The 21,771-nt window shown below is 63.0% G+C and carries 21 protein-coding genes; 11 read left to right on the plus strand and 10 right to left on the minus strand.

Going from position 1 to position 21,771, the window contains the following annotated elements; all coding sequences use genetic code 11:
• The first annotated feature begins 7 nt into the window (after positions 1–7).
• The 7 genes from NGR_RS07405 (at position 8) to NGR_RS07435 (ending at position 6,989) form a co-directional block, all read left to right on the plus strand.
• A complete protein-coding gene (locus NGR_RS07405; RefSeq protein WP_015887628.1) occupies positions 8–1,048 on the plus strand; it encodes a glutathione synthase in 1,041 nt (346 codons plus the stop codon).
• Between the two features lie 41 nt (positions 1,049–1,089).
• Positions 1,090–1,305, plus strand: coding sequence for a hypothetical protein (locus tag NGR_RS07410; RefSeq protein ID WP_015887629.1), 216 nt, complete (start codon positions 1,090–1,092; stop codon positions 1,303–1,305).
• A 292-nt stretch (positions 1,306–1,597) separates the two neighbouring features.
• Positions 1,598–2,560: a galactofuranose ABC transporter, galactofuranose-binding protein YtfQ gene (gene ytfQ / locus NGR_RS07415; RefSeq protein WP_015887630.1), complete on the plus strand. Its 963-nt coding sequence runs from the start codon at positions 1,598–1,600 to the stop codon at positions 2,558–2,560.
• Positions 2,561–2,719: 159 nt separating this feature from the next.
• Entirely contained in the window at positions 2,720–4,237 is a 1,518-nt protein-coding gene (gene ytfR / locus NGR_RS07420) for a galactofuranose ABC transporter, ATP-binding protein YtfR (RefSeq protein ID WP_015887631.1), read from the plus strand.
• The gene (locus tag NGR_RS07425; RefSeq protein ID WP_015887632.1) at positions 4,234–5,259 is read left to right on the plus strand and encodes an ABC transporter permease; all 1,026 of its coding nucleotides are present in this window, start codon (positions 4,234–4,236) and stop codon (positions 5,257–5,259) included. Before ytfR ends, NGR_RS07425 begins: the two co-directional genes overlap by 4 nt.
• A complete protein-coding gene (gene yjfF / locus NGR_RS07430) occupies positions 5,256–6,224 on the plus strand; it encodes a galactofuranose ABC transporter, permease protein YjfF (RefSeq protein ID WP_015887633.1) in 969 nt (322 codons plus the stop codon). Before NGR_RS07425 ends, yjfF begins: the two co-directional genes overlap by 4 nt.
• A gap of 21 nt (positions 6,225–6,245) precedes the next feature.
• Positions 6,246–6,989, plus strand: a complete 744-nt coding sequence (locus tag NGR_RS07435; RefSeq protein WP_015887634.1) for a FadR/GntR family transcriptional regulator — start codon at positions 6,246–6,248, stop codon at positions 6,987–6,989.
• Positions 6,990–7,067: 78 nt separating this feature from the next.
• On the opposite strand, the gene NGR_RS07440 is transcribed toward NGR_RS07435, so the two are convergent.
• The 7 genes from NGR_RS07440 to NGR_RS07470 form a co-directional block, all read right to left on the minus strand.
• Positions 7,068–8,231 carry an IS4 family transposase gene (locus tag NGR_RS07440; protein WP_015887635.1) on the minus strand — a complete coding sequence of 388 codons (1,164 nt, stop codon included), beginning with the start codon at positions 8,229–8,231 and terminating at the stop codon, positions 7,068–7,070.
• Between the two features lie 233 nt (positions 8,232–8,464).
• Complete coding sequence (locus NGR_RS07445; RefSeq protein WP_015887636.1) at positions 8,465–9,616, minus strand: ABC transporter ATP-binding protein; 1,152 nt, start codon at positions 9,614–9,616, stop codon at positions 8,465–8,467.
• Entirely contained in the window at positions 9,613–10,440 is an 828-nt protein-coding gene (locus NGR_RS07450) for a carbohydrate ABC transporter permease (protein WP_015887637.1), read from the minus strand. Before NGR_RS07450 ends, NGR_RS07445 begins: the two co-directional genes overlap by 4 nt.
• A complete protein-coding gene (locus NGR_RS07455) occupies positions 10,437–11,339 on the minus strand; it encodes a carbohydrate ABC transporter permease (RefSeq protein WP_015887638.1) in 903 nt (300 codons plus the stop codon). Before NGR_RS07455 ends, NGR_RS07450 begins: the two co-directional genes overlap by 4 nt.
• 117 nt (positions 11,340–11,456) lie before the next feature.
• Complete coding sequence (locus NGR_RS07460; protein ID WP_015887639.1) at positions 11,457–12,689, minus strand: ABC transporter substrate-binding protein; 1,233 nt, start codon at positions 12,687–12,689, stop codon at positions 11,457–11,459.
• 66 nt (positions 12,690–12,755) lie between these two features.
• On the minus strand, positions 12,756–13,658 hold the full coding sequence (locus tag NGR_RS07465) for a sugar phosphate isomerase/epimerase family protein (protein WP_015887640.1): 903 nt from the start codon (positions 13,656–13,658) through the stop codon (positions 12,756–12,758).
• Positions 13,659–13,671: 13 nt separating this feature from the next.
• On the minus strand, positions 13,672–14,700 hold the full coding sequence (locus NGR_RS07470) for a Gfo/Idh/MocA family protein (RefSeq protein ID WP_164923957.1): 1,029 nt from the start codon (positions 14,698–14,700) through the stop codon (positions 13,672–13,674).
• Between the two features lie 135 nt (positions 14,701–14,835).
• Between NGR_RS07470 and NGR_RS07475 the strand changes: the two genes are divergently transcribed.
• The 3 genes from NGR_RS07475 to NGR_RS07485 all read left to right on the plus strand — a co-directional run bounded on the left by NGR_RS07475 (position 14,836) and on the right by NGR_RS07485 (position 17,830).
• Positions 14,836–15,873 (plus strand): LacI family DNA-binding transcriptional regulator, encoded by a 1,038-nt coding sequence (locus tag NGR_RS07475; protein ID WP_164923958.1) that lies wholly within the window; start codon positions 14,836–14,838, stop codon positions 15,871–15,873.
• A 320-nt stretch (positions 15,874–16,193) separates the two neighbouring features.
• Positions 16,194–16,496 (plus strand): hypothetical protein, encoded by a 303-nt coding sequence (locus NGR_RS07480; RefSeq protein WP_015887643.1) that lies wholly within the window; start codon positions 16,194–16,196, stop codon positions 16,494–16,496.
• Positions 16,497–16,702: 206 nt separating this feature from the next.
• Positions 16,703–17,830 carry a site-2 protease family protein gene (locus tag NGR_RS07485; RefSeq protein ID WP_015887644.1) on the plus strand — a complete coding sequence of 376 codons (1,128 nt, stop codon included), beginning with the start codon at positions 16,703–16,705 and terminating at the stop codon, positions 17,828–17,830.
• A gap of 12 nt (positions 17,831–17,842) precedes the next feature.
• Here NGR_RS07485 and NGR_RS07490 read toward each other — a convergent pair whose 3' ends face one another.
• Positions 17,843–18,328 (minus strand): hypothetical protein, encoded by a 486-nt coding sequence (locus NGR_RS07490; RefSeq protein ID WP_015887645.1) that lies wholly within the window; start codon positions 18,326–18,328, stop codon positions 17,843–17,845.
• 176 nt (positions 18,329–18,504) lie between these two features.
• Between NGR_RS07490 and NGR_RS07495 the strand changes: the two genes are divergently transcribed.
• A complete protein-coding gene (locus NGR_RS07495; RefSeq protein WP_015887646.1) occupies positions 18,505–19,752 on the plus strand; it encodes a S41 family peptidase in 1,248 nt (415 codons plus the stop codon).
• A 27-nt stretch (positions 19,753–19,779) separates the two neighbouring features.
• Here the strand turns inward: NGR_RS07495 and NGR_RS07500 are convergent, their stop codons facing one another.
• The gene (locus NGR_RS07500; protein WP_015887647.1) at positions 19,780–20,778 is read right to left on the minus strand and encodes an ABC transporter permease; all 999 of its coding nucleotides are present in this window, start codon (positions 20,776–20,778) and stop codon (positions 19,780–19,782) included.
• 27 nt (positions 20,779–20,805) lie between these two features.
• A complete protein-coding gene (locus tag NGR_RS07505) occupies positions 20,806–21,729 on the minus strand; it encodes an ATP-binding cassette domain-containing protein (protein WP_015887648.1) in 924 nt (307 codons plus the stop codon).
• Positions 21,730–21,771: the final 42 nt, after the last annotated feature.

Below are 21,771 nucleotides of genomic sequence, written 5' to 3' on the forward strand. Positions count from 1 at the left end.
GCTGCCCATGCGCATCGCCTTTTTCGTCAACTCCATCGAGGGCGAGGCGACGTATTATACGACGACGTCGCTTGCGCTCGCGGCACTCTCCCGCGGACACGAAGTTTGCTATGTCACGCCCGGGGATTTCGTGCTGCGGCCGGACGACAGCCTGCTGATCCGCGCCACGACCTTGAACGGTTCCAAGCCGAAGAAGCCGGAGACATTGCTGAGCAGCCTCAAGGAGGCGAGCGTCACAACAATGGATATCCGCGAGGTCCAGGTGCTGTTTCTCAGAAACGACCCCTCCGAGGACGCCGACCGCCGCTCCTGGGCGGTTTATGCCGGCACCAATTTCGGTAGGTTGGCGGCTGCCCGGGGGGTCATCGTGGTCAACGATCCCGATGGCCTGGCGCTGGCGCAGAACAAGCTCTACTTCCAGGGATTTCCGGAGGTCGTCCGACCGACGACGATGATTTCCAGAAGCATCGAGGAAATCCGCAGCTTCATCGAAGACCACCCGGACGGCGTCATCCTGAAGCCGCTGCAGGGGTCGGGCGGCAAGAACGTTTTCAAGATCCAGTCCAAGGACGAGGCCAATCTCAACCAGATCTTCGAGGCGGCGAGCGGAGCCGGCTACCTGATCGCCCAGACCTATCTGCCGGACGCGGTCGGCGGCGACATCAGACTTTTCGTGATGAATGGCCGGCCGCTCGAACGCGATGGTATCCATGCTGCTTTCCGGCGCGTACCGGCGAAAGGCGATGTCCGCTCGAACCTGCATGCCAGCGGCACTGCCGAACCGGCGACCGTCACGCCGGAAATTCTTGCCATCGCAGACAAACTGCGCCCCAAATTGATCGAGGACGGCATGTTCCTGGTCGGGCTCGATATCGTCGGCGACCGCATATTGGAGGCCAACGTGTTCACCCCCGGCGGCCTCCCCGAGATCGAGGCGGCTCACGGTATCGATTTCGGCGAGGACATCATCGCGGCATTGGAGGAGAAGGTGCGCCTGCAGCAACTCTATCAAGGCGCGCTCCACAACCGCACGCTGGCGACGCTGTGACACCGGCGCGTCGAAACCCACGCACAGACGAGGTCAAGGCCATGCGCAAATTCACAGTCATCGCTACCAAAGTGTTCGAGGCCGACACCGCCGAGGAAGCCGCCTTGTTCATGTATCAGGAACTGACCAACGGGCCGGCGCCCCTGCATTATCTGGTCACCGATGAGGCAAGGATTGCCAACAGCCTGACGCTCGACCGGGAAAAGGCAGATGAGTTTGCCAGCATCGATCACACGGCAGACCCCGGCAATTGGTAGCGCACCGCAGAATCGACGGATGTCGAAGCACGAGAGAAGAGGTGCGAACACCGACTCCGCCAACCGATTGTGTCTCGCCTATTCCGGCGAGTTGCGGTGATCGGGCCACTCGACCCGCCTGTTGGGTCATGGAGAGGGCCGATCGCTGCACTCGCACCCAAATTTCTCCCGAATACGTTGCACAATTTTAGTGGATGCAGGCCAACTCATTCAAATGTGAGTTTACAAAAGTAATATTATATGATTTTTTCTCGACAACTGCATGGAGAGCAGCTTTCTTTGGGAGGAAATCATGAAATTCGTGAAGGCACTTGCTAGTGCAACGATCCTTGCTGCCTGCACTTTCGGCAGCGCCTCGGCCGCCGACCTCGTCGTCGGCTTTTCGCAGATCGGATCGGAATCCGGCTGGCGCGCCGCCGAGACGACGCTGACCAAGCAGCAGGCCGAACAGCGTGGCATCGACCTGAAATTCGCCGATGCGCAGCAGAAGCAGGAAAACCAGATCAAGGCGATCCGCTCCTTCATCGCCCAGGGAGTCAACGCCATTCTTCTCGCTCCGGTTGTCGCGACCGGCTGGGACGAAGTTCTGCAGGAAGCCAAGGACGCCGAAATCCCGGTGATCCTGCTCGATCGCACCGTCGATGCGCCGAAGGAACTCTACCTGACGGCCGTGACCTCCGACCTCGTGCATGAAGGCAATGTCGCCGGCAAGTGGCTCGTCGATACGGTCGCGGGCAAGCCCTGCAACGTCGTCGAGCTTCAGGGCACGACGGGCTCGTCGCCGGCCATCGACCGCAAGAAGGGCTTCGAAGCGGCGCTCGCCGGCAAGGACAATCTGAAGATCGTCCGCAGCCAGACCGGCGACTTCACCCGCACGAAGGGCAAGGAAGTCATGGAGAGCTTCCTGAAGGCCGAGGACGGCGGCAAGAACATCTGCGCGCTCTATGCCCATAACGACGACATGGCCGTCGGCGCCATCCAGGCGATCAAGGAAGCCGGCCTGAAGCCGGGCAAGGACATCCTCGTCGTCTCGATCGACGCCGTTCCGGACATCTTCCAGGCCATGGCCGCCGGCGAAGCCAACGCCACGGTCGAACTGACGCCGAACATGGCCGGACCGGCCTTCGATGCACTTGCCACCTATCTCAAGGACGGCAAGGAACCCGAGAAGTGGATCCAGACGGAATCGAAGCTCTACACGCAGGCTGACGAGCCGATGAAGGTCTACGAGGAAAAGAAGGGCCTCGGTTACTGATCTCGCTTTCGGCCTGCGCGGCACTTCCGCGCGGGCCGTCAATTTCGCGGTGCCAGCTATGGCCGAGCGCTGCGCAAGACCGCCTGATCCTTGGCGAGGAATGGCGCGCATCCGTCCGAGAGGGCGTGTGCGCCGCCTTCCAATGCAGAGACAGTTTCCATGCAGACCAGCAGCGACAATATCCTTTCGGCTGTCCGGATCGAGAAGGGCTTTCCCGGAACGAAGGCCCTCGACAAGGTCGATTTTCACCTCAGGCGCGGCGAAGTCCACGCGCTACTCGGAGAAAACGGCGCCGGCAAATCGACACTCATCAAATGCCTGACCGGCGCCTATAGGCGCGACGGCGGCAGCATCCTGCTCGAAGGCGCCGAAGTCGACCCCCGCGACACCTTCGATGCTCAGAGGCTGGGCATCGGGACCGTCTACCAGGAGGTTAACCTCCTGCCGAACCTGACGGTCGCCGAGAACCTCTTCCTCGGACGCCAGCCGCGCCGCTTCGGCATGGTCGATACGCGGACCATGAACCGTAAGGCCCGCGAACTGCTGGCGGAATACGAGCTTGATCTCGATGTGACGCGCGATCTCGCGAGCTTTTCGGTGGCGATCCAGCAGGTCGTGGCGATCGCCCGCGCCGTCGATCTCTCCGGCAAGGTACTGATCCTCGACGAGCCTACGGCGAGCCTCGACGCGCACGAAGTCGCGATGCTCTTCCGCATCGTCCGGCGCCTCAAGGCACGCGGGCTCGGCATCATCTTCATCACCCATTTCCTCGAGCAGGTTTACGAGATTTCCGACCGCATCACCGTGCTGCGCAACGGCCAGCTCGTCGGCACGCGCGACACGTCGGATCTCAATCGGCGCGACCTGATCGCCATGATGATCGGACGCGAGCTCGCGGCCGAGATCCACTCCGCCCGCATCGAGACCGCCGAGGGTCGGCTGCGCTATCAGTTCAAGAATTATGGCCGCCGCGGCCGTATCAATCCCTTCGATCTCGACGTCCGGGCCGGCGAGGTCGTCGGCATTGCCGGCCTGCTCGGCTCGGGTCGTACCGAAACCGCCGAGGTGCTTTTCGGCGCCCGTCGCGCCGACAGCGGTAGCGCCGAGATCGACGGCCAGGCCGTCGATCTGTCCTCGCCGCGCGCGGCCATCCGCCAGAAGTTCGGCTTCTGCCCGGAGGATCGCAAGACGGCCGGTATCGTCGGCGATCTGTCGGTGCGCGAAAACATTGTGCTCGCGCTCCAGGCAAGACGCGGCTGGACGCGGCCGATCTCGCGTGCCGAGCAGAACCGCCTGGCGGACCACTATATTCGCGCCCTCGACATCCGCACCGCCGACCGGGAGAAGCCGATCAGGCTGCTTTCCGGCGGCAACCAGCAGAAGGCGATCCTCGCCCGCTGGCTTGCCACCGAACCCGAGTTCCTGATCCTCGATGAGCCGACGCGCGGCATCGACGTCGGCGCCCATGCGGAGATCGTCAGGCTGATCGAGAACCTGCGCGAAAAGGGCCTGTCGCTGATCGTCATCTCATCGGAGATCGAGGAGCTGGTCGCCTACAGCACCCGGGTCGTCGTGCTGCGCGACCGCAACCACGTCGCCGAACTCGGCGGAGACCGTATTACCGCGCATCAGATCGTCGAAGCGATTGCCGCGGCCAACGAACGGGAGGCATCGTGACTTCGACCGTCCGGACATATTTTACCAGACTGCTGCCGCAGCTGATTGCCTTGGCGATCATTATCGCTGCAGTTTCAATCATTTTCCCCGGCTTCCTCAACCTGCAGATTCAGAACGGCCGGCTTTACGGCAGCCTGATCGACATCCTGAACCGCGGCGCTCCCGTCGTCTTGCTGGCGATCGGCATGACGGTCGTCATCGCCACCAAGGGCATCGATCTCTCGGTCGGCGCCGTCATGGCGATCTGCGGCGCGGTATCCGCCTCGCTGATCACCTCCGGCCATTCGCTTGTCGAAACGCTGCTCGTCACGCTTGCCGTCGGCATCCTGTGCGGCATCTGGAACGGCATCCTGGTTGCCGTCCTCGATATCCAGCCGATCATTGCGACGCTCGTGCTGATGGTCGCCGGGCGAGGCATCGCACAGCTCATCACGGAAGGCGCCATCCTCACCTTCAACGATCCCGGCCTCATTTTCATCGGCAGCGGCTCCTTTGCCGGCCTGCCGATGCCGGTCGTCATCTGGCTGGTCTTCGGCGTTCTGGTCGCCCTCGTCGTCCGCCGGACGGCTCTCGGCATGCTGGTCGAGGCGGTGGGCGTCAACAGGGAGGCGAGCACGCTCTCGGGCGTCTTCACGCCGGTGCTGCTGATCGCCGCCTATGTCCTTTCCGGTCTATGCGCGGCAATTGCCGGGGTGGTCGCCGCGGCCGACATCAAGGGGGCCGACGCCAACAATGCCGGGCTCTGGCTGGAGCTCGATGCAATCCTGGCGGTCGTGGTCGGCGGCACATCGCTGCTCGGCGGCCGTTTCAGCATCGCCGCCTCGGTGCTCGGCGCCATCATCATCCAGGCGATCAACACGGGAATCCTCCTTTCGGGCTTCCCGCCTGAATTCAACCTCATCATCAAGGCGGCCATCATCGTCTTCATCCTGGTGCTCCAGTCGCCTCGTTTCCGCGCCGCCTTCACATTCGTGAGCATTCCGCGCGCAGCCGGCAAACCGACCGAGCGAGAAGCAAAATGAAGCAGAAATATCTTCCGCTTACGGCGACGATCCTGATCTTCCTGCTGAGCTACGCGCTTTGCGTCGCCCAGTACCCGAATATGTTTTCGACGCGGGTGATCGGCAACCTGCTCACCGATAACGCCTTCCTCGGCATCGCCGCCGTCGGCATGACCTTCGTCATTCTTTCCGGCGGCATCGACCTCTCGGTCGGCGCGGTGATCGCCTTTACCGGCGTCTTTCTGGCGGTCGTGCTGGAACAGACCGGCATCCACCCGCTTGCCGCCTTCGTGCTGGTGCTCGCCATCACGACACTCTTCGGGGCGCTGATGGGAGCGATCATCCATCATCTCGAAATGCCTGCCTTCATCGTCACCCTTGCCGGCATGTTCCTCGCCCGTGGCATGGCCTTCGTATTGTCGATCGATTCCATCCCGATCAAGCATCCGTTCTACGCGACGCTGAAGAGCCTCTATTTCAAGCTGCCGGGCGGCGGCCGGATCACCCTCATCGGCGGCCTGATGCTGCTCGTCTTTGCCGCCGGCATCCTGATCGCGCACCGGACCCGTTTCGGCACCAATGTCTACGCCCTCGGCGGCGGCACAGCGACGGCGAAACTCATGGGCGTGCCGGTCGCCGGCACAACGGTCAGGATCTACGCGCTTTCGGGACTGCTGGCTGGTCTCTCCGGCATCGTGTTCTCGCTCTACACCTCGGCCGGCTATTCCCTTGCGGCGGTCGGCGTCGAGCTCGACGCGATCACCGCGGTCGTCATCGGCGGGACGCTATTGACCGGCGGCTCCGGCTTCGTCGCCGGCACGCTTGTCGGCATCTTCATCCAGGGCCTCATCCAGACCTACATCACCTTCGACGGAACGCTTTCGAGCTGGTGGACCAAGATCCTGATCGGCCTGCTGCTCTTCGCCTTCATCCTTCTTCAGAAGGGGATCATCCGCCTGTCGCGCAACGGCCGGCAGCCCGCATGACGAGGTGGAGGGCCGTGTAAAATGCCGTCGTCGGGTTTCGGCCATCAACCGGGCAAGCGGACCAGCCACCGGCTCGTCGTCGACGAACTCGGCCAGGCGATCGTCTCCGGTCGGTTTGCCGTCGGCGATACGCTTTCCGGTGACACGGAACTTGCGGCGCGCTTCAACGTCTCCCGCACCGTGCTCCGCGAAGCGATGAAGACGCTCGCCGCCAAGGGGCTCGTGGTGGCGCGGGCGCGGATCGGCACCCGAGTCCTGCCGCGCGCCAATTGGAACCTGTTTGACGGCGATGTGCTCACCTGGCATTTCAGCGCCGGAGTCGACGAGGAGTTCCTGCGCCATGTCAGCGAAGTGCGCCTCGCCCTCGAGCCCTATGCCGCAAGCCTCGCGGCCCGCCGCGCCACGGATGCGGATATTGCCTGGATGATGCGGCTCGCCGTGGCCATGGCGGATGCCGGCCATAGCGGCCAGACGCTGGCGAAGGCCGACCTCGACTTTCACCTGCGGCTGCTGGAAGCCTCGCTCAACCCGTTCATGCGATCGGTCGGGAGCCTGATCGAAGCCGCGCTTGTCGGTGTCTTCCGGCTCACCAGCCCCTCGGCGGACGACAGCGAAATCGATCGCGTCGCCATGGCACATATCCGCATCGTCGAAGAAATCGGCCGCCGCAACGAGGAAGGCGCCCGCAGCGCCATGGAGCACGTCATCCGGGTGGGGCAGGAACGGCTGATCCTGAACCTCAGGGCACAGGACAGTTCTGGTTGAATTCGCAAACGTAGCTGGCCCCTCATCCGGCCTGCCGGCCACCTTCTCCCCGCAAGCGCAGGGCTGTCCGGGGAAAGTTCAGGCATAGGCGAAGGCCATCTGGTTGGGGTTTGTTGTGGGTTTTGGTCGGCTTGGATTGACGGGCGGCGGCTTGTCGATGGCGGCAATGCATTTGCGCTGGAACAGGCATTGGGTGACGAGGTCGGTGAAGCGCAGGATCGGCAGGGTGAGGCGCCAGAGGCGGGTGGCGATGCGCAGCAGCGCATAGGCGACCATCGCGGCTAAGATCTGCAGGCGGATGGCGTTGTCGTTGTTGCCGAGGAACTTGCGGATCTTCAGGTGCTGCTTGATCCAGCGGAACAGCAGCTCGATCTGCCAGCGGCCCTTGTAGAGCTGGCCGATGGCGACGGCCGGGCGCTTGAGGTCGTTGGTCAGCAGCGTAATGGTGTCGCCGTCGGCGCGCTTGACGGTGATGCGGCGCAAGCCGATCGGCAGCTTGGAATCGCCCTTGCTGGCAAGGCGCACCCTGGCGTCCTCGAGAACCGTGAAGCCGTCGCCCTCGGCGGCCGTGATGCGCCGCTTGCGCACCACCTTCAGCGCCATATTGACCTTCGGGCGGGTGACGAAGACGGCCTTGGCGGCGGCGATCGCCGTCCACCAGCCATAATGGCAGTAGCCCTTGTCGAAGACGTAGGTGGCGCCTTTCTCGATCGTCACGGTGCGGCCGATCTGGGCGTCGTTGACGTTGGCGTCGGTTATGTCGAGGAGGCGCGGGCAATCGGCCTTGGGGTCATAGACGACATGCAGCTTCATGCCGCGGATGCGGCCGTTCGACTTGGCCCAGTCGCATAATTTGCCGAGCGGGATCGGCGTCGAATCGATCAGCCGCAGCATCTTGCTGCCGTCGCGGCGCGTCTGCCGGTCGAGCTGGCCGGCGACAAGCGCAAAAGTCTCGGCGAAGACGGCCACCGGCCGGCGGGCATTGGCATCCGACAGCGTCGAGCGCAGCAGCCGGGCGCTGCCGAGGTGGTAATGCTGCTGGGCGTTGGCATTCCAGCCCGCCTCCAGCCCGCGCAGGCTGGTCGCGGCGCTGAACTGGGCATAGATCAGCGCCACCAGATGGTCCCAGCTGGTGAAGCGCTTGTCATAGGCATCGCCGCCATGGCGATCGACAATCGCCTGGAAGCTGCGGCGATCAATGGCTTTCAGCAGCTGGCCGAAAATGCTAGGGCTGAACCGCATGCTCCGTCTCCTTTTCTGAGTCTCGACAACCAGAAAATAGACGGAAAACCGCCGTCTGACGGGGCATGCGCCTGCGGCATTTCGATTCACCCGGAAAGTTCCCCGGACAGCCCTGCCGCAAGCGGGGCGAAGGGGACTCGTGGGTGGGCCTTGGCGCAAAATCGGCCTCTCTTCGCAAACGGAACGTCTGCCGAGGTGGGCGCGGCTTGCCCCTTCTCCCCGTCAGGACGACGTCAGGACGGGGAGAAGGTCGCGGCAGCGGGATGAGGGGCAGCCCGCTGCACAACGTGTCCATCGGCGCGCGCCCTTTCGCCTTCGATCCGATTCCCCGTCTCCGCATCGAACAGATGCAGTTGCTTCGGATCGATCGCAAGGCCGATGACGTCGCCGCTTTTCACGTCGCCGCGCCGGGTCTCGACCACGGTCAATTCAGGCTGCGTTGCCGAGGCGACATAAGTGGCCGAGCCGGTGGACTCGACGACGCCGACGGGGATATCGAAGGCTCCTTGGCCGGCGGCAACGATCCGGACATGCTCCGGACGGATGCCGACTGTCACTCCGAGTCCAGGCGCCAGTCGAACGGCGAGCGCCAGCCGCGCCCGCGTCCGGCCGAAATCGAGGATCACGTCCGCGCCACCCTCGCCGACGATCCCCGGTATGAAGTTCATCGCCGGCGAGCCTATGAAGCCGGCGACGAACCTGTTGGCCGGCCGGTCATAGAGATCGAGCGGTCGTCCCTGTTGCTCGATGACGCCGTCGCGCATCACGACGACGTGGTCGGCCATGGTCATCGCCTCGATCTGATCATGCGTGACATAGACCGACGTGGCGTGCAGCCGATCGTGCAGCGCCCGGATCTCCTTGCGCATGTGGACGCGAAGCGCGGCGTCGAGGTTGGAAAGCGGCTCGTCGAACAGGAAGGCCTTCGGATGGCGGATGATGGCGCGGCTCATCGCGACGCGCTGGCGCTGGCCGCCTGAGAGCTCACGGGGATAGCGCTTCATCAGATGCGAAAGTCCAGTGGTCGCGGCCACCTCTTGCGCCGCCTTCCGCGCCTCCGCCTTCTTCACGCCGCGGATGCGCAGGCTGTAGGTGAGGTTCTCCTCGACCGTCATGTGCGGGTACAGCGCATAGGACTGGAAAACCATGGCGACATCGCGCTTGCGCGGCGGAACGTCGTTCATTCGTTGGCCGGCGATTTTCATCTGGCCGGTCGAAATCTTCTCCAGGCCGGCGAGCGAGCGGAGCAGCGTGGACTTGCCGCAGCCGGAGGGGCCGACGAGGGCAACAAAAGTCCCCTCCTCTATCGCGAGGTTGATATCCTTCAGCGCGTGGAACGCACCATAATATTTGTTGACGCCGTTGAGCTCGATCTGAAGGGTCATTTGAGGGCTCCCGATGTGAGGCCGGAAACGATGCGGCGCTGCAAGAGGACGAAGGCGGCGAGAATGGGCGTCACGTAGATCGTGGCGTAGGCCATGATGTTGTTCCATTCATTGGTGTTCGGACCCATGAAGGAGTTGAGGCCGACGCTCGCCGGCTGCAATTCGACCGCCTGGATCAACGATTTCGAATAGACGAACTCGCCGAAGGCCTGCATGAAGATCAGGATGGCGCTGACCAGGATGCCGTTACGGGCAAGCGGCAGGACGATGTTGAAGAAGGCGCCGATGCGTGAATTGCCGTCGACGAGCGCCGCCTCTTCGAGTTCCATCGGCACGCTCATGAACGTCGCCCGGACGAGCACGACGAAGAAGGGCATGCTCTTTGCGGCGATGGCCAGGATGACCGCGAGCCGCGGCGTGTCGAGCAGGCCGAATTGCGAGAAGCCGACGAAGATCGGCGTCACCATAAGCGAGGCGGGCAGCACCTGAAGCATGAGGATCAGGAACAGCCCGACATCCACCCAGACATTGCGGTAGCGCGCCAGCACATAGGCGCAGCCGACGCCGAGCACCGCGATCAACGAAACGGCGCCGGAGGCGATGACCAGCGAGTTCCACAGATAGCGTCCCATGTTGCGGCTTTGCCAGACGTATTCGTAGATCCCCCATTGCGGTTCGCTCGGCAGGAACTTCGGCGGGGTCGCGAACATCGCCGAACCGGTTTTGAGCGCGGTTATGTACATCCAGTAGAGCGGAAAGAGGTATATGGCCGCCAGCACGAGCGCGGCGGCGAACATCAGCCGGTTGCGGAACGCGTCACTCATCCTCTGACCTCGTGGCGGGTGGAGCGCACATAGACGACGGAGGCGAGCATCACGAAGACGATCATGATCACCGAGATCGTCGCGCCCTTGGCGAAGTCGTACTGGCGGAACGAGAGATCCCAGGCCCAGTACTGGGTGACGTTGGACGCGTTGTTCGGTCCGCCAGAGGTGATCGCGGCGAAAAGGTCGAACTGCTGCAGCGTAAAGATCAGGCCGAGCGCGACGATCGCGCCGATCGTCGAGCGCATCATCGGCAAGGTGATCGTCCAGAACCGCTGGAAGGCGTTGGCGCCGTCGAGTTCCGCCGCCTCAAAGAGATCCTTCGGTATGCCCGAAAGCCCGACCGAAAGCAGGATCATGTTGAACGAGGTCCCAAGCCAGATATTGGCGATGATCACCGCCCAGAGCGAATAGTTCGGATCGGAGCGCCAGAAGATATTGCCGTCGGTGGCACCGACCTCCCGCAGAAAGAAGTTGAGGACCCCGAAATCGCCGGAGAGAATCCAGTTCCAGATCGCACCGACGACGAGACCCGGCATCACCCAGGAGACGAGAAACAGGCCGCGCAGCCAGGAAGCACCCGGAAAATTCATCCAGAAGAACAGGGCCAGGCCGAAGCCGATGACGAACTGGCCGGCAATCGAAGCGCTGACGAAGAGCGCCGTGTTGAGGAGAATGGGACGAGTTTCGGGCTGCGAGAAGAGATCCACATAGTTCTTCAAGCCGACGAAAGGCCGCCAGAAACTGCCGAGGCTGAACATGTCGACCTCCTGAAGGCTCATCACCACGTTGTAGAGGAGCGGCAGCCCGGACATGACGAACAGGAAGGCAAGCGGCAACAGGACGAGGCCGATGTCGAAGCCGCTTCCGTCCGTGACGCTGGAAAGAAATCTCTTCATCGCGATCCCCGCGGGCGATCCCGGCACGGCCGGAGATCGCCCCTCTCGGGAGGAAACTCGGGCGGATATGATATCCGCCGGTGAATGCCTGCCGCTGCTTCGGGCGGCAGCGCCTGCTCAGCCGAGAACCGCCTTGATCTTCTCGGCAGCCTGATCAAGCGCCTCTTTCGAGCTCATCTGGCCGGTCAGAGCCGCCTGGATCGCGTCCTGGATCGCTTTCGAAATCTTCGGCCATTCCGGGTGCGGACCGCGCGGTTTGGCATATTTCAGCTGTTCGAGGAAAACCTTGAGAGCCGCATCCTTCAGGGGTTCGCCGGTCGGGGGAATGGCTATATCCGAGCGGGCGGGCAGTTGGCCGAAATCCTTGAACATTCGGTCGTCCTGCGAAACGAAGTATTCGAGGACCTTGAAGGCTTCCTGCGGATGTTCGGTGCTCGCAAAGATCGCCCAATTGAAATCGCCCATCGCCGAGGACCGTTCAGCGCCGATCTCAGGCACCGGCAGCAGCGCCACGCCCCAATCGAACTTCGCCTCCTTGATCATGCGATCGAGCTCCCACGGGCCGGAAATCGCCATCGCGGCATTGCCGGAGTTGAAGGTACCGGTCGAGTCCCATTGGCCGCGTGTGAGCGAATCCGGCGAAGCAAGCTTCTCGCCGATAATCGTCTTCCAGATGTCGAGAGCCTTGACCGCACCCTCGGAATTGATGCTGTCATAGCCGCCGCCCGCCATCTGCGCCCAGGGCAGAAACTGGAAGGTACCCTCCTCGTTCGCCTTGGCCGAGAAGGCAAGGCCGTAGACATTCGCGGCCGGGTCGGTCAGCTTGCGTGCCGCCGCGACCAACTCGTCCCAGGTCTGCGGCGGCTTGCTCGGGTCAAGCCCCTTCGCCTTGAACATGTCCTTGTTGTAAAAAAGGGCGATCGTGTTGGTCGCCTTCGGGATGCCGTAATATTTGCCGTCCCAGGTTACGGAGGCGAGCGGCCCGGGAAAATAGTTGTCCGGCTTCACCACCGAGGACTTCGAAATCATGTCGGTGAGGTCGAGGAAGGCGCCGCGCGAGGAAAACAGCGCGTGCTCGGGATTGTCGACGGCGATGATGTCCGGTGCCTGCCCCGTCGAATAGGCGCGCATCGCTTCGCTGACGACGTCGTCGAACTGGATCTGCCGATACTCGACTTTAATTCCTGAATTGAGCTTGTTGAAATCGTTGATCAAGTTCGGCGCCGGCTGGATATCTCTATCCAATGACCAGACCGTGACCGTGACGTCTTCCGCGCTGGCGGAAAAGGCCGGCAAGGAAACACTCGCAAGGGCGATTGCGCCCAGCATTGCATATCTGCGGATACCCATGGACTCCTCCTCTCAAGTTGACCCGCGGCCGGCGTCCTCCACGCCGACCGTCGGGCATGTCTCGTCTCAGGCAGGGTCGGCGACGAAGTCACCTCCCCGGCAGGTCTTCAGGTGGTTGAGCGCATGGACCTGGCCGGTCATTTCCAGCGCGTCGCGATAGACCGGATCGTGCCAGCCTTCGATGTCGATCGAGCCGGACCAGCCGGCGAGTCTCAGCTCGGAGATGATGTCGGTCCAGTTGCTGTCGCCGAAACCGGGCGTGCGCATGAACACGAACTTCTCCTTGCCGAAGATGCCGTGCTCGCGGATGATATCCCAGCGGATCGTCGCATCCTTTCCATGCACGTGGAAAATCTTGTGCGCCCATTTGCGGATCTGCGGCAGCGGCTCGATCAAATAAACCATCTGGTGACAGGGTTCCCATTCGAGGCCGATGTGGTCGTCCGGCGTCTCGTTGAAGATCAGCTCCCAGGCGTCCGGATTGTGGGCGATGTTCCAATCGCCTGTCGCCCAGTTGCCGTCCATGGCGCAGTTCTCGAAAGCGATCTTCACGCCCCTGTCGGCGGCGCGTGCAGCGAGTTCACGCCAGACCTTGCGGTAACGCGGCAAGCTGTCGGTGAGCGGCCGGTTGCGGATCCGGCCGGTAAAACCCGCCACGCAGGTCGCGCCGAAATGATGGGCATTGTCGATGCAGTCCTTCCAGCCCTTAAGCGTCTGCAGGTCGATATCGGTATCCTCGAGGGGATTGCCGAACATGCCGAGCGTCGAGATGGTGATGTCGCGATCGCCGATCGCCTCGCGGCAGCGCTTGCCGAGTTCGGCCAAGTCCTGCCCGTTGGTGGTCTGCCAGAAGAAGGGTTCGAAGCTTTCGAAGCCCAGGTCGGCGATCTCGGCGATGCGCTTCGCCGCCTCGCCCTTGGTGGCGCTCACCATGGTGCCGATGCGGATGGACTTGGCTGGATTGCTCATCGGTTTGCCTCGTTCAGATTGTCACGCGCTGCCGGGTACGGGCGCTCTCGATCGCCGCGAACACCATGGCAAGGCTGTTGATATTGTCGTCGCTCGCCGTCTCCGGCTTCTTGCCGCTGCGGATCGCCGCGATGAAATCGGCAATAACGCTGGCGTGCCCATGCGTTTGCCCCGGATCGGCGGGCTCCGGGATTTCGAGCGGCACCGGTTCGCGCAGCAAGCCCTCGCTGCTCCCGACCGTATTGGCACGGTAGCTCTCGGCCCCATCCCAAAGCAGCGTGCCTCGCGTCCCCGTGACCCGCCAAGCGCTTTCCCAGCTCGTGTTGGCGCCCTCGGCGCACCAGGAGCCCCGATAGGTAAACGTGACGTCGTCCGAAAGTTCGAAGATCGCCGTTGCGGCCGCCCCGTGCCGATACCAGGAGCCGCGCGGGTTCTCCTCGTGGCAATAGACGGCAATCGGCTTCCTGTCGGCGATGAAGCGGGCCGCATCGAAGGTGTGGATCGCCATATCGAGAAGCAGGACGTGCTCCATCTCTTCGCGAAAGCCGCCGAAATGGGCACCGATAAAGAAGTCGCAGTGAATGCCGGTCAGCTGTCCGAGGCCGCCTTCCTCCACGAAACGGCGGATGCGGCGCACGCCGGAAATGAACCGCCGGTTCTGCACGACCGCATGCATCTTGCCCGCCTCGTCGGCGAGGCGGATCAACTCCCGGCCGGCAGCGAGCGATGCGGCCATCGGCTTTTCGCTGAGCACGTGGCACCCATGCCTGAAACCGGTGGCAACGACGTCGCGCCGCGCCGCCGGCACGACGACATCGAAAAGGATCTCCGGGGTCGTTTCGGCGAGCACCGCGTCGAGATCGGAGCCGATGACGGCGTCCTGGAGATCGAATTCAGCGGCAAGAGCGAGAGCGGTCTCGGGTTTCACGTCGACGAGGCCGACGATCCGGATCGCCGACCGAAGATCGGGGTCGGCGGCGATCGCCTTCACCCAGCCCCTGGACATAGCTCCGCACCCGCACAGAACTGCGCGCAAAATCACGATCACCCTCCCGCAAACCTACGATTTTCGCCTTGTTTTGGCGTCCGTAAACGTTTACGGAACTATGCGGAGTTTCCGAAACATGTCAATAGGGAATCGGAACCGGTGGGCGGGCAGAGGAGGACACACTCCGAAATGAAGGGCATTCGGCGCCTTGCGCAGCATCTCGATATATCGATCGGAACGGTCTCCCGTGCGTTGAACGGCCGCCCCGATGTGAACGAGGAGACGCGCAGGCGGGTGCTCGCGGCCGCCAAGGAACTCGGCTATGTGGCGAACCAGTCCGGGCGAAGCCTGCGGCAGGGAACGACCAACATCATCGGCTTCATGATGCAGACCGGAGCGGAGATCACCGGCCAGGGCGACACGTTCTTCATGAGCGTCTTCGATGGGGTCCAGGCGGTATTCGCCAGGCATAAGCTCGACCTCGTCGCCCTGCTCTGCTCGTCGCAGGAGGACCCGGCCGACTACCTGCGCCGCGTGGTGGCCCGCGGCTTTGCCGACGGGATGATCCTGTCGGCAACGCAACGGCACGATCCGCGCGTCGAGCTCCTTTCCGAGCGCAACATTCCTTTCGTCACGCTTGGCCGAACCCTGACGGATGCCGGCCAGCCCTGGCTCGACCTCGATTTCGAGGGCATGGCGCAGGCGTCCATCGACCGGCTTGTGGCGCGCGGGCATCGCCGCATCGCCATCACGCGGCCGCACGATGACGTTAACCTTGGCTATGTCTTCGTCGAACGCTGCCGCGAGGCACTGGCGTCGCACGGTCTCACTCTCGACGAGGACCTGATCTTTCGGTCCACTCCCAACGAGGCGGGCGGATACCAGATCGGCCGTGATCTCCTGGCGCTGGACGACCGCCCGACCGCAATCGTGCTGATCAATGAAACGATCGCGATCGGCTTTTACCGGGCCTTGTCCGAGGCCGGCGTCAGGCCGGGACGTGATATCGCGGTCATCGGGCGCTACAGCCCGCACGCCCAGTTTCTCTCGCCGTCGCTCACGTGCTTCCAGCTGTCGCTGCGAGATCTCGGCGTCGCCTTGGCCGAAACGCTGCTCGCGACCATGCCGGCCTTCAGGCATCACTACCCATCTACGACAGCGAACACGCTCTGGCCGATGGAGCTCGTCGAAGGCGCGAGCGATGCGCTCTACATCCATCAGTCTTGAGTAGCCGCCCTCGCCTTCACTGCAATCCTTGGTAGATGCTCGATCGATCTGCAGCCCGCAGGACGTTAATTCGCCAGATTTGAACTGTAACGCCGCCTGATGCGGATCATTTTGGATGATCCCGCCGTTTGTAAGCATCTATGAACGCTGCCGGTTCCGGACCGTGTCTCTCGTTTGAGAATTGCCGAGCGTTCCCTGTCGATCACGATGTTTCGCGTTGATCCGATCGAAATCGAGAAAGTAATTCGATTCAAGAGTGTTAGAGCGGATTTCGAATGTAGTGTCTCGTCTTTCGACTCCCTCTGTAGAAGGAGATCGCAATGCGCGGAATTATCTTTTTGCTGGTCGGATTGTCGATAAACACCTTTGCTTACGCTCATGACGCGCCGAGCGGCTGGAAATATCCGAACTCCTGCTGCTCGAATTACGACTGCCGCCACGTCAACCAGGCGGCCATAAGCGAACGCCCGCAAGGCTACATTATCAACGCGACCGGCGAGGTCCTCCCCTATTCCGACAGACGCGTGCGCATCTCCCCGGACGGCGAATATCATTGGTGCTCTGCGGCGGGCGAAGACAATGGACGAACGATCTGCCTTTTTGTCCCGGCGAGAGCTTATTGAGAGCTCGGGAAACGCGAAGCGGTCAGACCTCTCAAACCGTTGACAAGGCAATCAAGCGCCGGCTTCGATCCAGGAACGATGCAGCCGCGCCATCGACGTGGATGTCAAAGGCGACGTGGCAGCGTACACTCGATCCCGGGAGCTCTTTGCCGAGAGCGCCGATAAAACGCCGGAGCTGGACGGCACGGCAGGAGCGTATCGCGGACATGGCTTGGTCTTTCAGGATTGGAACGATTGCCGGCACGGCGCTTCGCGTGCATGTGACCTTTGCGCTGCTGCTCGTCTGGATCTGGCTGATGCATTATAGGATCGGCGGCACGCCGGCCGCCCTCGAAGGCGTCGCATTCGTCCTGGCGGTCTTCGCCTGCGTCGTTCTGCACGAATTCGGCCATATCGCCGCGGCGCGCCATTTCGGCATCAGGACGCCGGATATCACGCTTCTCCCGATTGGCGGCGTCGCCCGGCTCGAGCGCATGCCGGAAGAACCGGGGGCGGAATTCGTGATCGCGATCGCCGGACCGCTTGTCAACGTGGCGATCGCCGGCATCATCATTCTCCTGCTCAGGACCTCCGTCGGCCTCGAACAGATCGCCGGGATCGAGGATCCGCATATGAGCTTCCTGGCGCGGCTCGCCGGGGTGAATGTCTTTCTGGTGCTTTTCAACATGATCCCGGCCTTTCCCATGGACGGCGGCCGCGTCTTGCGTGCCGCGCTGGCCTCGCGCTTGAGTTGGCCGCGCGCCACGCAGATCGCTGCGATCATCGGCCAAGGCCTCGCCTTCGTCTTCGGCTTCGTCGGCCTGTTCTACAATCCGCTGCTGATCTTCATCGCGATCTTCGTCTATCTGGCAGCGACCGCGGAAGCGCAGAACGCCCAGATCCGCGAGGTGTCCGGCAGTGTTCTGGTGAGCGACGTGATGATTACCGAATTCGCAACGCTCGACCGCACGGCGAGCATCGACGAGGCTATCGAAGCCCTGCTTGCGACGACGCAGCGCGAGTTTCCGGTCGTGGATGCTTCCGGCCATTTCGAGGGCCTGCTGACGCGGGACGATATGATCCGGACCCTGAAGGAGAAGGGCGCAGCAACACCCGTCGTCCAGGTGATGCGTCGCGACGTGCCGAGGATCCACCATCGCAAACGCCTCGACGAAAGCCTCAGGCTCATGCAGGAAGCGAGTTCACCTGCGATCGCGGTCATGGACAACATGGACCGCCTGGTCGGCCTGATGACCCATGAAACCATCGGCGAGATGATGATGGTGCGTGCGGCCGCGGCGGGCCGTTTTCGTTTCGGGCATTTGCGTCACCGCAATCCCGAGGGGCGCAGTTGAGCCCAATTGTGCCTAGCTGATCCCCGCCGGCAGACGCGGTGCCAGCGCGGAGGCGCATAGGAACGCGAAAGCCGTCAGCTTCGCGGCAGCCACCACCATGTGGCCGATCTCCCATCGCAACCGTACGGCGTCGAAATCCGGCGGAATGAATTCGGGCTTCCAAGTGGCCACTATCGCATTGGCGGGTGCAACGATTGTGAACCAGGCCGCCAAACCGGCCGTCAGCAGCCCTGCGCCAGCCAAGGCAAACCAGAAGGCCGGCCTCTCGTTGGCGACTAGATAGGCCAAAACCGAGGCCATCAGGATGGACCCGACGTCGAGCGGCGCGCCGACCTTGGCGAACAACGCGAATTGGCCGTTGAAGACTGTCGCCTCGCGCCAAAGCTCCGGCGACCATACGCTCAGCCGCGGCGGCGCTTCGAGAACATGCGCGAATGACGGACCCAAACTCAATGCGGTGAGAACGAGCGACGCGAAAGCCGCCAAGTAAAGGATCATGGCTTTCACGGATCCGAAGCTCCGTCAGCCGAACCCCCACGCGCCGTGCTTGTTCCGGGAAGAGGCCGGAACGAACTGGCTACGCCGCTTCACGGAATGTTGTTGATGGAAGCCTCGATCCGACTGCCGCTTTGCGGATACAGTTGGCGCATTGATGGAAACATGGCTCCGCGACGATGAAACCGTTCGGCCCCCTGCCCTTCGTGCTCCTGCTCCTGCTCGTGCCCGCCCAAGGCTTCGCCCTGGATCTGCCCCGCTCCGGCCATTCCGTGTTCGACCGCGCCGTCGAGCTGGTCGTCGACAATTTCTATGACGCATCGGCGCTCGATCGATTCGGCGCTGCGGTCCGCCGCCAAGTGACGGATGAGCGCGAAGCGCTGACGGCAAAGAGCCCTGGGGAGCGCGTCGACGCGGCGGTCGAGAGCGTGCTCGCCAGTCTCGGCGTTTCACATACCGCCCGCTTCACCGCCGATACGATCGACTACTATGAACTGGCCGACATATTCCGTTTTGCCATCCGCAACGACATCAAACGCCTGTTTCCGCCGGACGGCGAGGTTCGCTATGCCGGGATCGGCATGGTTACGCACCTCGAAGGCGGGCTGCGCTTCGCCAGCGATGTCTATGACGGGGCGCCCGCCGCCCGGGCAGGCATCAGGGTCGGCGACGAGATCCTCTCCGTGGACGGCCTGCCGTACCGTGAGATCGCATCGTTCAAAGACAAGGCCGGGCGCACTGTCGACGTCCGGCTGCGCCGGCGTCGGGAGGCGCCGCCAATCACCGTCACGGTCGCCGTCGAGCGTCTGCAGCCGCTGCGCACATTCGAGAAGGCGATAGAGAGCAGCATTGCGGTCACCGAGCGGGAGGGCCGGCGCATCGGCTATCTGCGGCTCTGGACCCTCTCCACCCGCGACGGCCTCGAGATCGTCGCCCGCGAGCTCGCAAGGGGCCGCCTCAAGGACGCTGACGGCGTTGTCGTCGACTTGCGCGGCCGTTGGGGCGGGGGTCCACCGGACGCAGCGGACCTTTTCGTCGGGGGCGTACCGACATTCCGGCTGATCTCGCGGGACGGCAAGGACATGCTCGGAACCGTTCGCTGGCGCCGGCCGGTGGTGGCGATCATCGATGAGGGTTCGAGAAGCGGCCTCGAGCTCTTCGCCCACGCCCTGAAGGTGAATGGCATACCCCTCGTCGGCGCGCGCACAGCCGGCGCACTGCTCGCCGGCCGGGCCTTTCTTCTTCCCGATGACAGCCTTCTGGAAGTGGCGGTCTCCGATGCGGTCATCGACGACGGTCTGCGCCTCGAAGGTCGCGGCGTCGAACCGGACATTGCCGCGTCGTTCAGCCTACCCTATGCGGCGGGGCGCGACCCGCAACTCGACGCCGCAATGGAGGAGATGCAGCGCATTCTCGCCAAGGGTTGAAGGGCTCTGCCACCCGTCGGCCGCGCCCTACTCGCTCTGGCGGAAACTGCGGATGCGATCGAACAGAACGGCGAGCACCGTCGCCCCGCCGATGAACGTTCCCTGCCAGAAGGCGTTGATGCCGAGCAGGCCGAGGCTGTTGCGGATCACCTCGATCAGGGCCGCACCGATCAGGGCGCCGGAAGCCGTACCGACCCCGCCCGCCAGGTTGGCGCCGCCGATGACCGCCGCGGCGATCACCTGAAGCTCCATGCCGGCGCCGATATTGGTGGTGACGGCGCCGAGCCAGCCGGTCTGGATGATGCCGGCCACGCCCGCCGAAAGCGCCGAAATCATGTAGACGGCAACCTTGATCCGGCGGACCGGAACGCCGGTCAGCGTCGCGGCGTGCTCGTTGCCGCCGATTGCGAAGACGTAGCGGCCGAACTTCGTCCAGCGCAGCACGAAGCCTGTCAGCAGCGCCAGCACGATCATGTAGATCACCGGATTGGCGATCCCCAGGAACCAGGCGCCGCCGCCGAGCGCCAGCAGCATGTCGTGATCCGGGCCGAACTGGAAGACGACGGTATTGTTGGAGGCGACCATCGCCAGGCTGCGCGCGATCGACAGCATGCCGAGCGTGATGACGAAGGGTGGAAAGCCGAGATAGGCGATCATGACGCCGTTGAACCCCCCGATGACGAGGGCCGTGCCGACCGAAGCGGCTATCCCGACCTCGATGCTGTAGCCGGCATTCATCACCACCGCGAGCACCATGCTGCAGAGGCACAGGACCGAGCCGACCGACAGGTCGATGCCGCCGGTGATGATCACCAGCGTCATTCCGAGCGCAATGATCGCCACGAAGGTGAAATTGCGGGTGATGTTGTAGAGGTTCTTCGGCGTCGCGAAGGTATCCGTCGCCACCGACAGGAAGAGGCAGGCCAGAATGACGGCGATCAGCACCCAGAACGTCTGGCTTGCCAGAACCGAGGTGACCCAGCTCTGCTGTTTCTGCCCGATCGCCCGATCCAAGGTAATTGCCATGACCGACCTTCGCTTTCCCTGCTCTAGCTAGACCTTTTCGATCGCCCCCGTGATCAGGCCCGTGACCTCTTCCGGCGAACTCGCCGCAATCGCCTTGTCTGCAACCTTCCGGCCGCGCCGCATCACGATGACGCGATCGGCAACGTCGAAGACATCAGGCATGCGGTGGCTGATCAGCACGACGGCGATGCCGCGGTCGCGCAATTGGCGAATGAGATTCAGCACTTCCGCCACCTGGCGGACCGAGATCGCCGCCGTCGGTTCGTCCATCAGCACGATCTTCGCTTCCGAAAGCATGGTGCGGGCGATTGCCACCGCCTGCCGCTGCCCGCCCGACATCTGCTTGACGAGGTCGCGCGGCCGCGTTTCGGACTTCAATTCCTTGAATATCTCTCCGGCGCGCCGGTACATCGACTTGTAATCGAGTATGCGCAATGGACCGACGCCGCGCCGCAATTCGCGCCCGAGGAAGACGTTCGCCGCCGCCGTCAGATTATCGCAGAGCGCCAGGTCCTGGTAGACGATCTCGATGCCGTGCTGGCGGGCTTCGACAGGGCGGTGCATGACGAGTTCGGCACCATTCATGCGCATGCTACCGTGGCTCGGCCGATAGTTGCCGGCGATCATCTTGACGATGGTGGACTTGCCGGCGCCGTTGTCGCCCATGAGACCGACCACCTCGCCCGCCTGGAGCGAAAACGACACGTCGTTGACCGCCTGGATGGCGCCAAAATGCTTGGAAATGTTGGCGAGTTCGAGAACCGCCACGATAGCCTCCCGATACCTGTTGCCGAAGCTGCGCTTCGAGCATACCTCGCTTGGCAAAAGCCGATATGCCGCCGCCGCCCGGGTCTCCTCCCCCAGGGGAATGCGATCTCCATTTACGCAAATGCGCGGAACAGCGTCAATCAATCGTCCTACAAATAAAGACGTACATGCGCGCGAACTCATATTGTATTACAAATATTCGTTGACGCGCGCAGCGCGTGGATA

Source organism: Sinorhizobium fredii NGR234 (assembly GCF_000018545.1).
Taxonomy (GTDB): Bacteria; Pseudomonadota; Alphaproteobacteria; order Rhizobiales; family Rhizobiaceae; genus Sinorhizobium; species Sinorhizobium fredii_A.

Coding starts and splice junctions, on each gene's coding strand:
- NGR_RS07405 (WP_015887628.1), top strand. CDS start 8: ATGCGCATCGCCTTTTTCGTCAACTCCATCGAGGGCGAGGCGACGTAT.
- NGR_RS07410 (WP_015887629.1), top strand. CDS start 1,090: ATGCGCAAATTCACAGTCATCGCTACCAAAGTGTTCGAGGCCGACACC.
- ytfQ (WP_015887630.1), top strand. CDS start 1,598: ATGAAATTCGTGAAGGCACTTGCTAGTGCAACGATCCTTGCTGCCTGC.
- ytfR (WP_015887631.1), top strand. CDS start 2,720: ATGCAGACCAGCAGCGACAATATCCTTTCGGCTGTCCGGATCGAGAAG.
- yjfF (WP_015887633.1), top strand. CDS start 5,256: ATGAAGCAGAAATATCTTCCGCTTACGGCGACGATCCTGATCTTCCTG.
- NGR_RS07435 (WP_015887634.1), top strand. CDS start 6,246: ATGCCGTCGTCGGGTTTCGGCCATCAACCGGGCAAGCGGACCAGCCAC.
- NGR_RS07440 (WP_015887635.1), bottom strand. CDS start 8,231: ATGCGGTTCAGCCCTAGCATTTTCGGCCAGCTGCTGAAAGCCATTGAT.
- NGR_RS07445 (WP_015887636.1), bottom strand. CDS start 9,616: ATGACCCTTCAGATCGAGCTCAACGGCGTCAACAAATATTATGGTGCG.
- NGR_RS07450 (WP_015887637.1), bottom strand. CDS start 10,440: ATGAGTGACGCGTTCCGCAACCGGCTGATGTTCGCCGCCGCGCTCGTG.
- NGR_RS07455 (WP_015887638.1), bottom strand. CDS start 11,339: ATGAAGAGATTTCTTTCCAGCGTCACGGACGGAAGCGGCTTCGACATC.
- NGR_RS07460 (WP_015887639.1), bottom strand. CDS start 12,689: ATGGGTATCCGCAGATATGCAATGCTGGGCGCAATCGCCCTTGCGAGT.
- NGR_RS07465 (WP_015887640.1), bottom strand. CDS start 13,658: ATGAGCAATCCAGCCAAGTCCATCCGCATCGGCACCATGGTGAGCGCC.
- NGR_RS07475 (WP_164923958.1), top strand. CDS start 14,836: ATGAAGGGCATTCGGCGCCTTGCGCAGCATCTCGATATATCGATCGGA.
- NGR_RS07480 (WP_015887643.1), top strand. CDS start 16,194: ATGCGCGGAATTATCTTTTTGCTGGTCGGATTGTCGATAAACACCTTT.
- NGR_RS07485 (WP_015887644.1), top strand. CDS start 16,703: ATGGCTTGGTCTTTCAGGATTGGAACGATTGCCGGCACGGCGCTTCGC.
- NGR_RS07490 (WP_015887645.1), bottom strand. CDS start 18,328: ATGATCCTTTACTTGGCGGCTTTCGCGTCGCTCGTTCTCACCGCATTG.
- NGR_RS07495 (WP_015887646.1), top strand. CDS start 18,505: ATGAAACCGTTCGGCCCCCTGCCCTTCGTGCTCCTGCTCCTGCTCGTG.
- NGR_RS07500 (WP_015887647.1), bottom strand. CDS start 20,778: ATGGCAATTACCTTGGATCGGGCGATCGGGCAGAAACAGCAGAGCTGG.
- NGR_RS07505 (WP_015887648.1), bottom strand. CDS start 21,729: ATGAGTTCGCGCGCATGTACGTCTTTATTTGTAGGACGATTGATTGAC.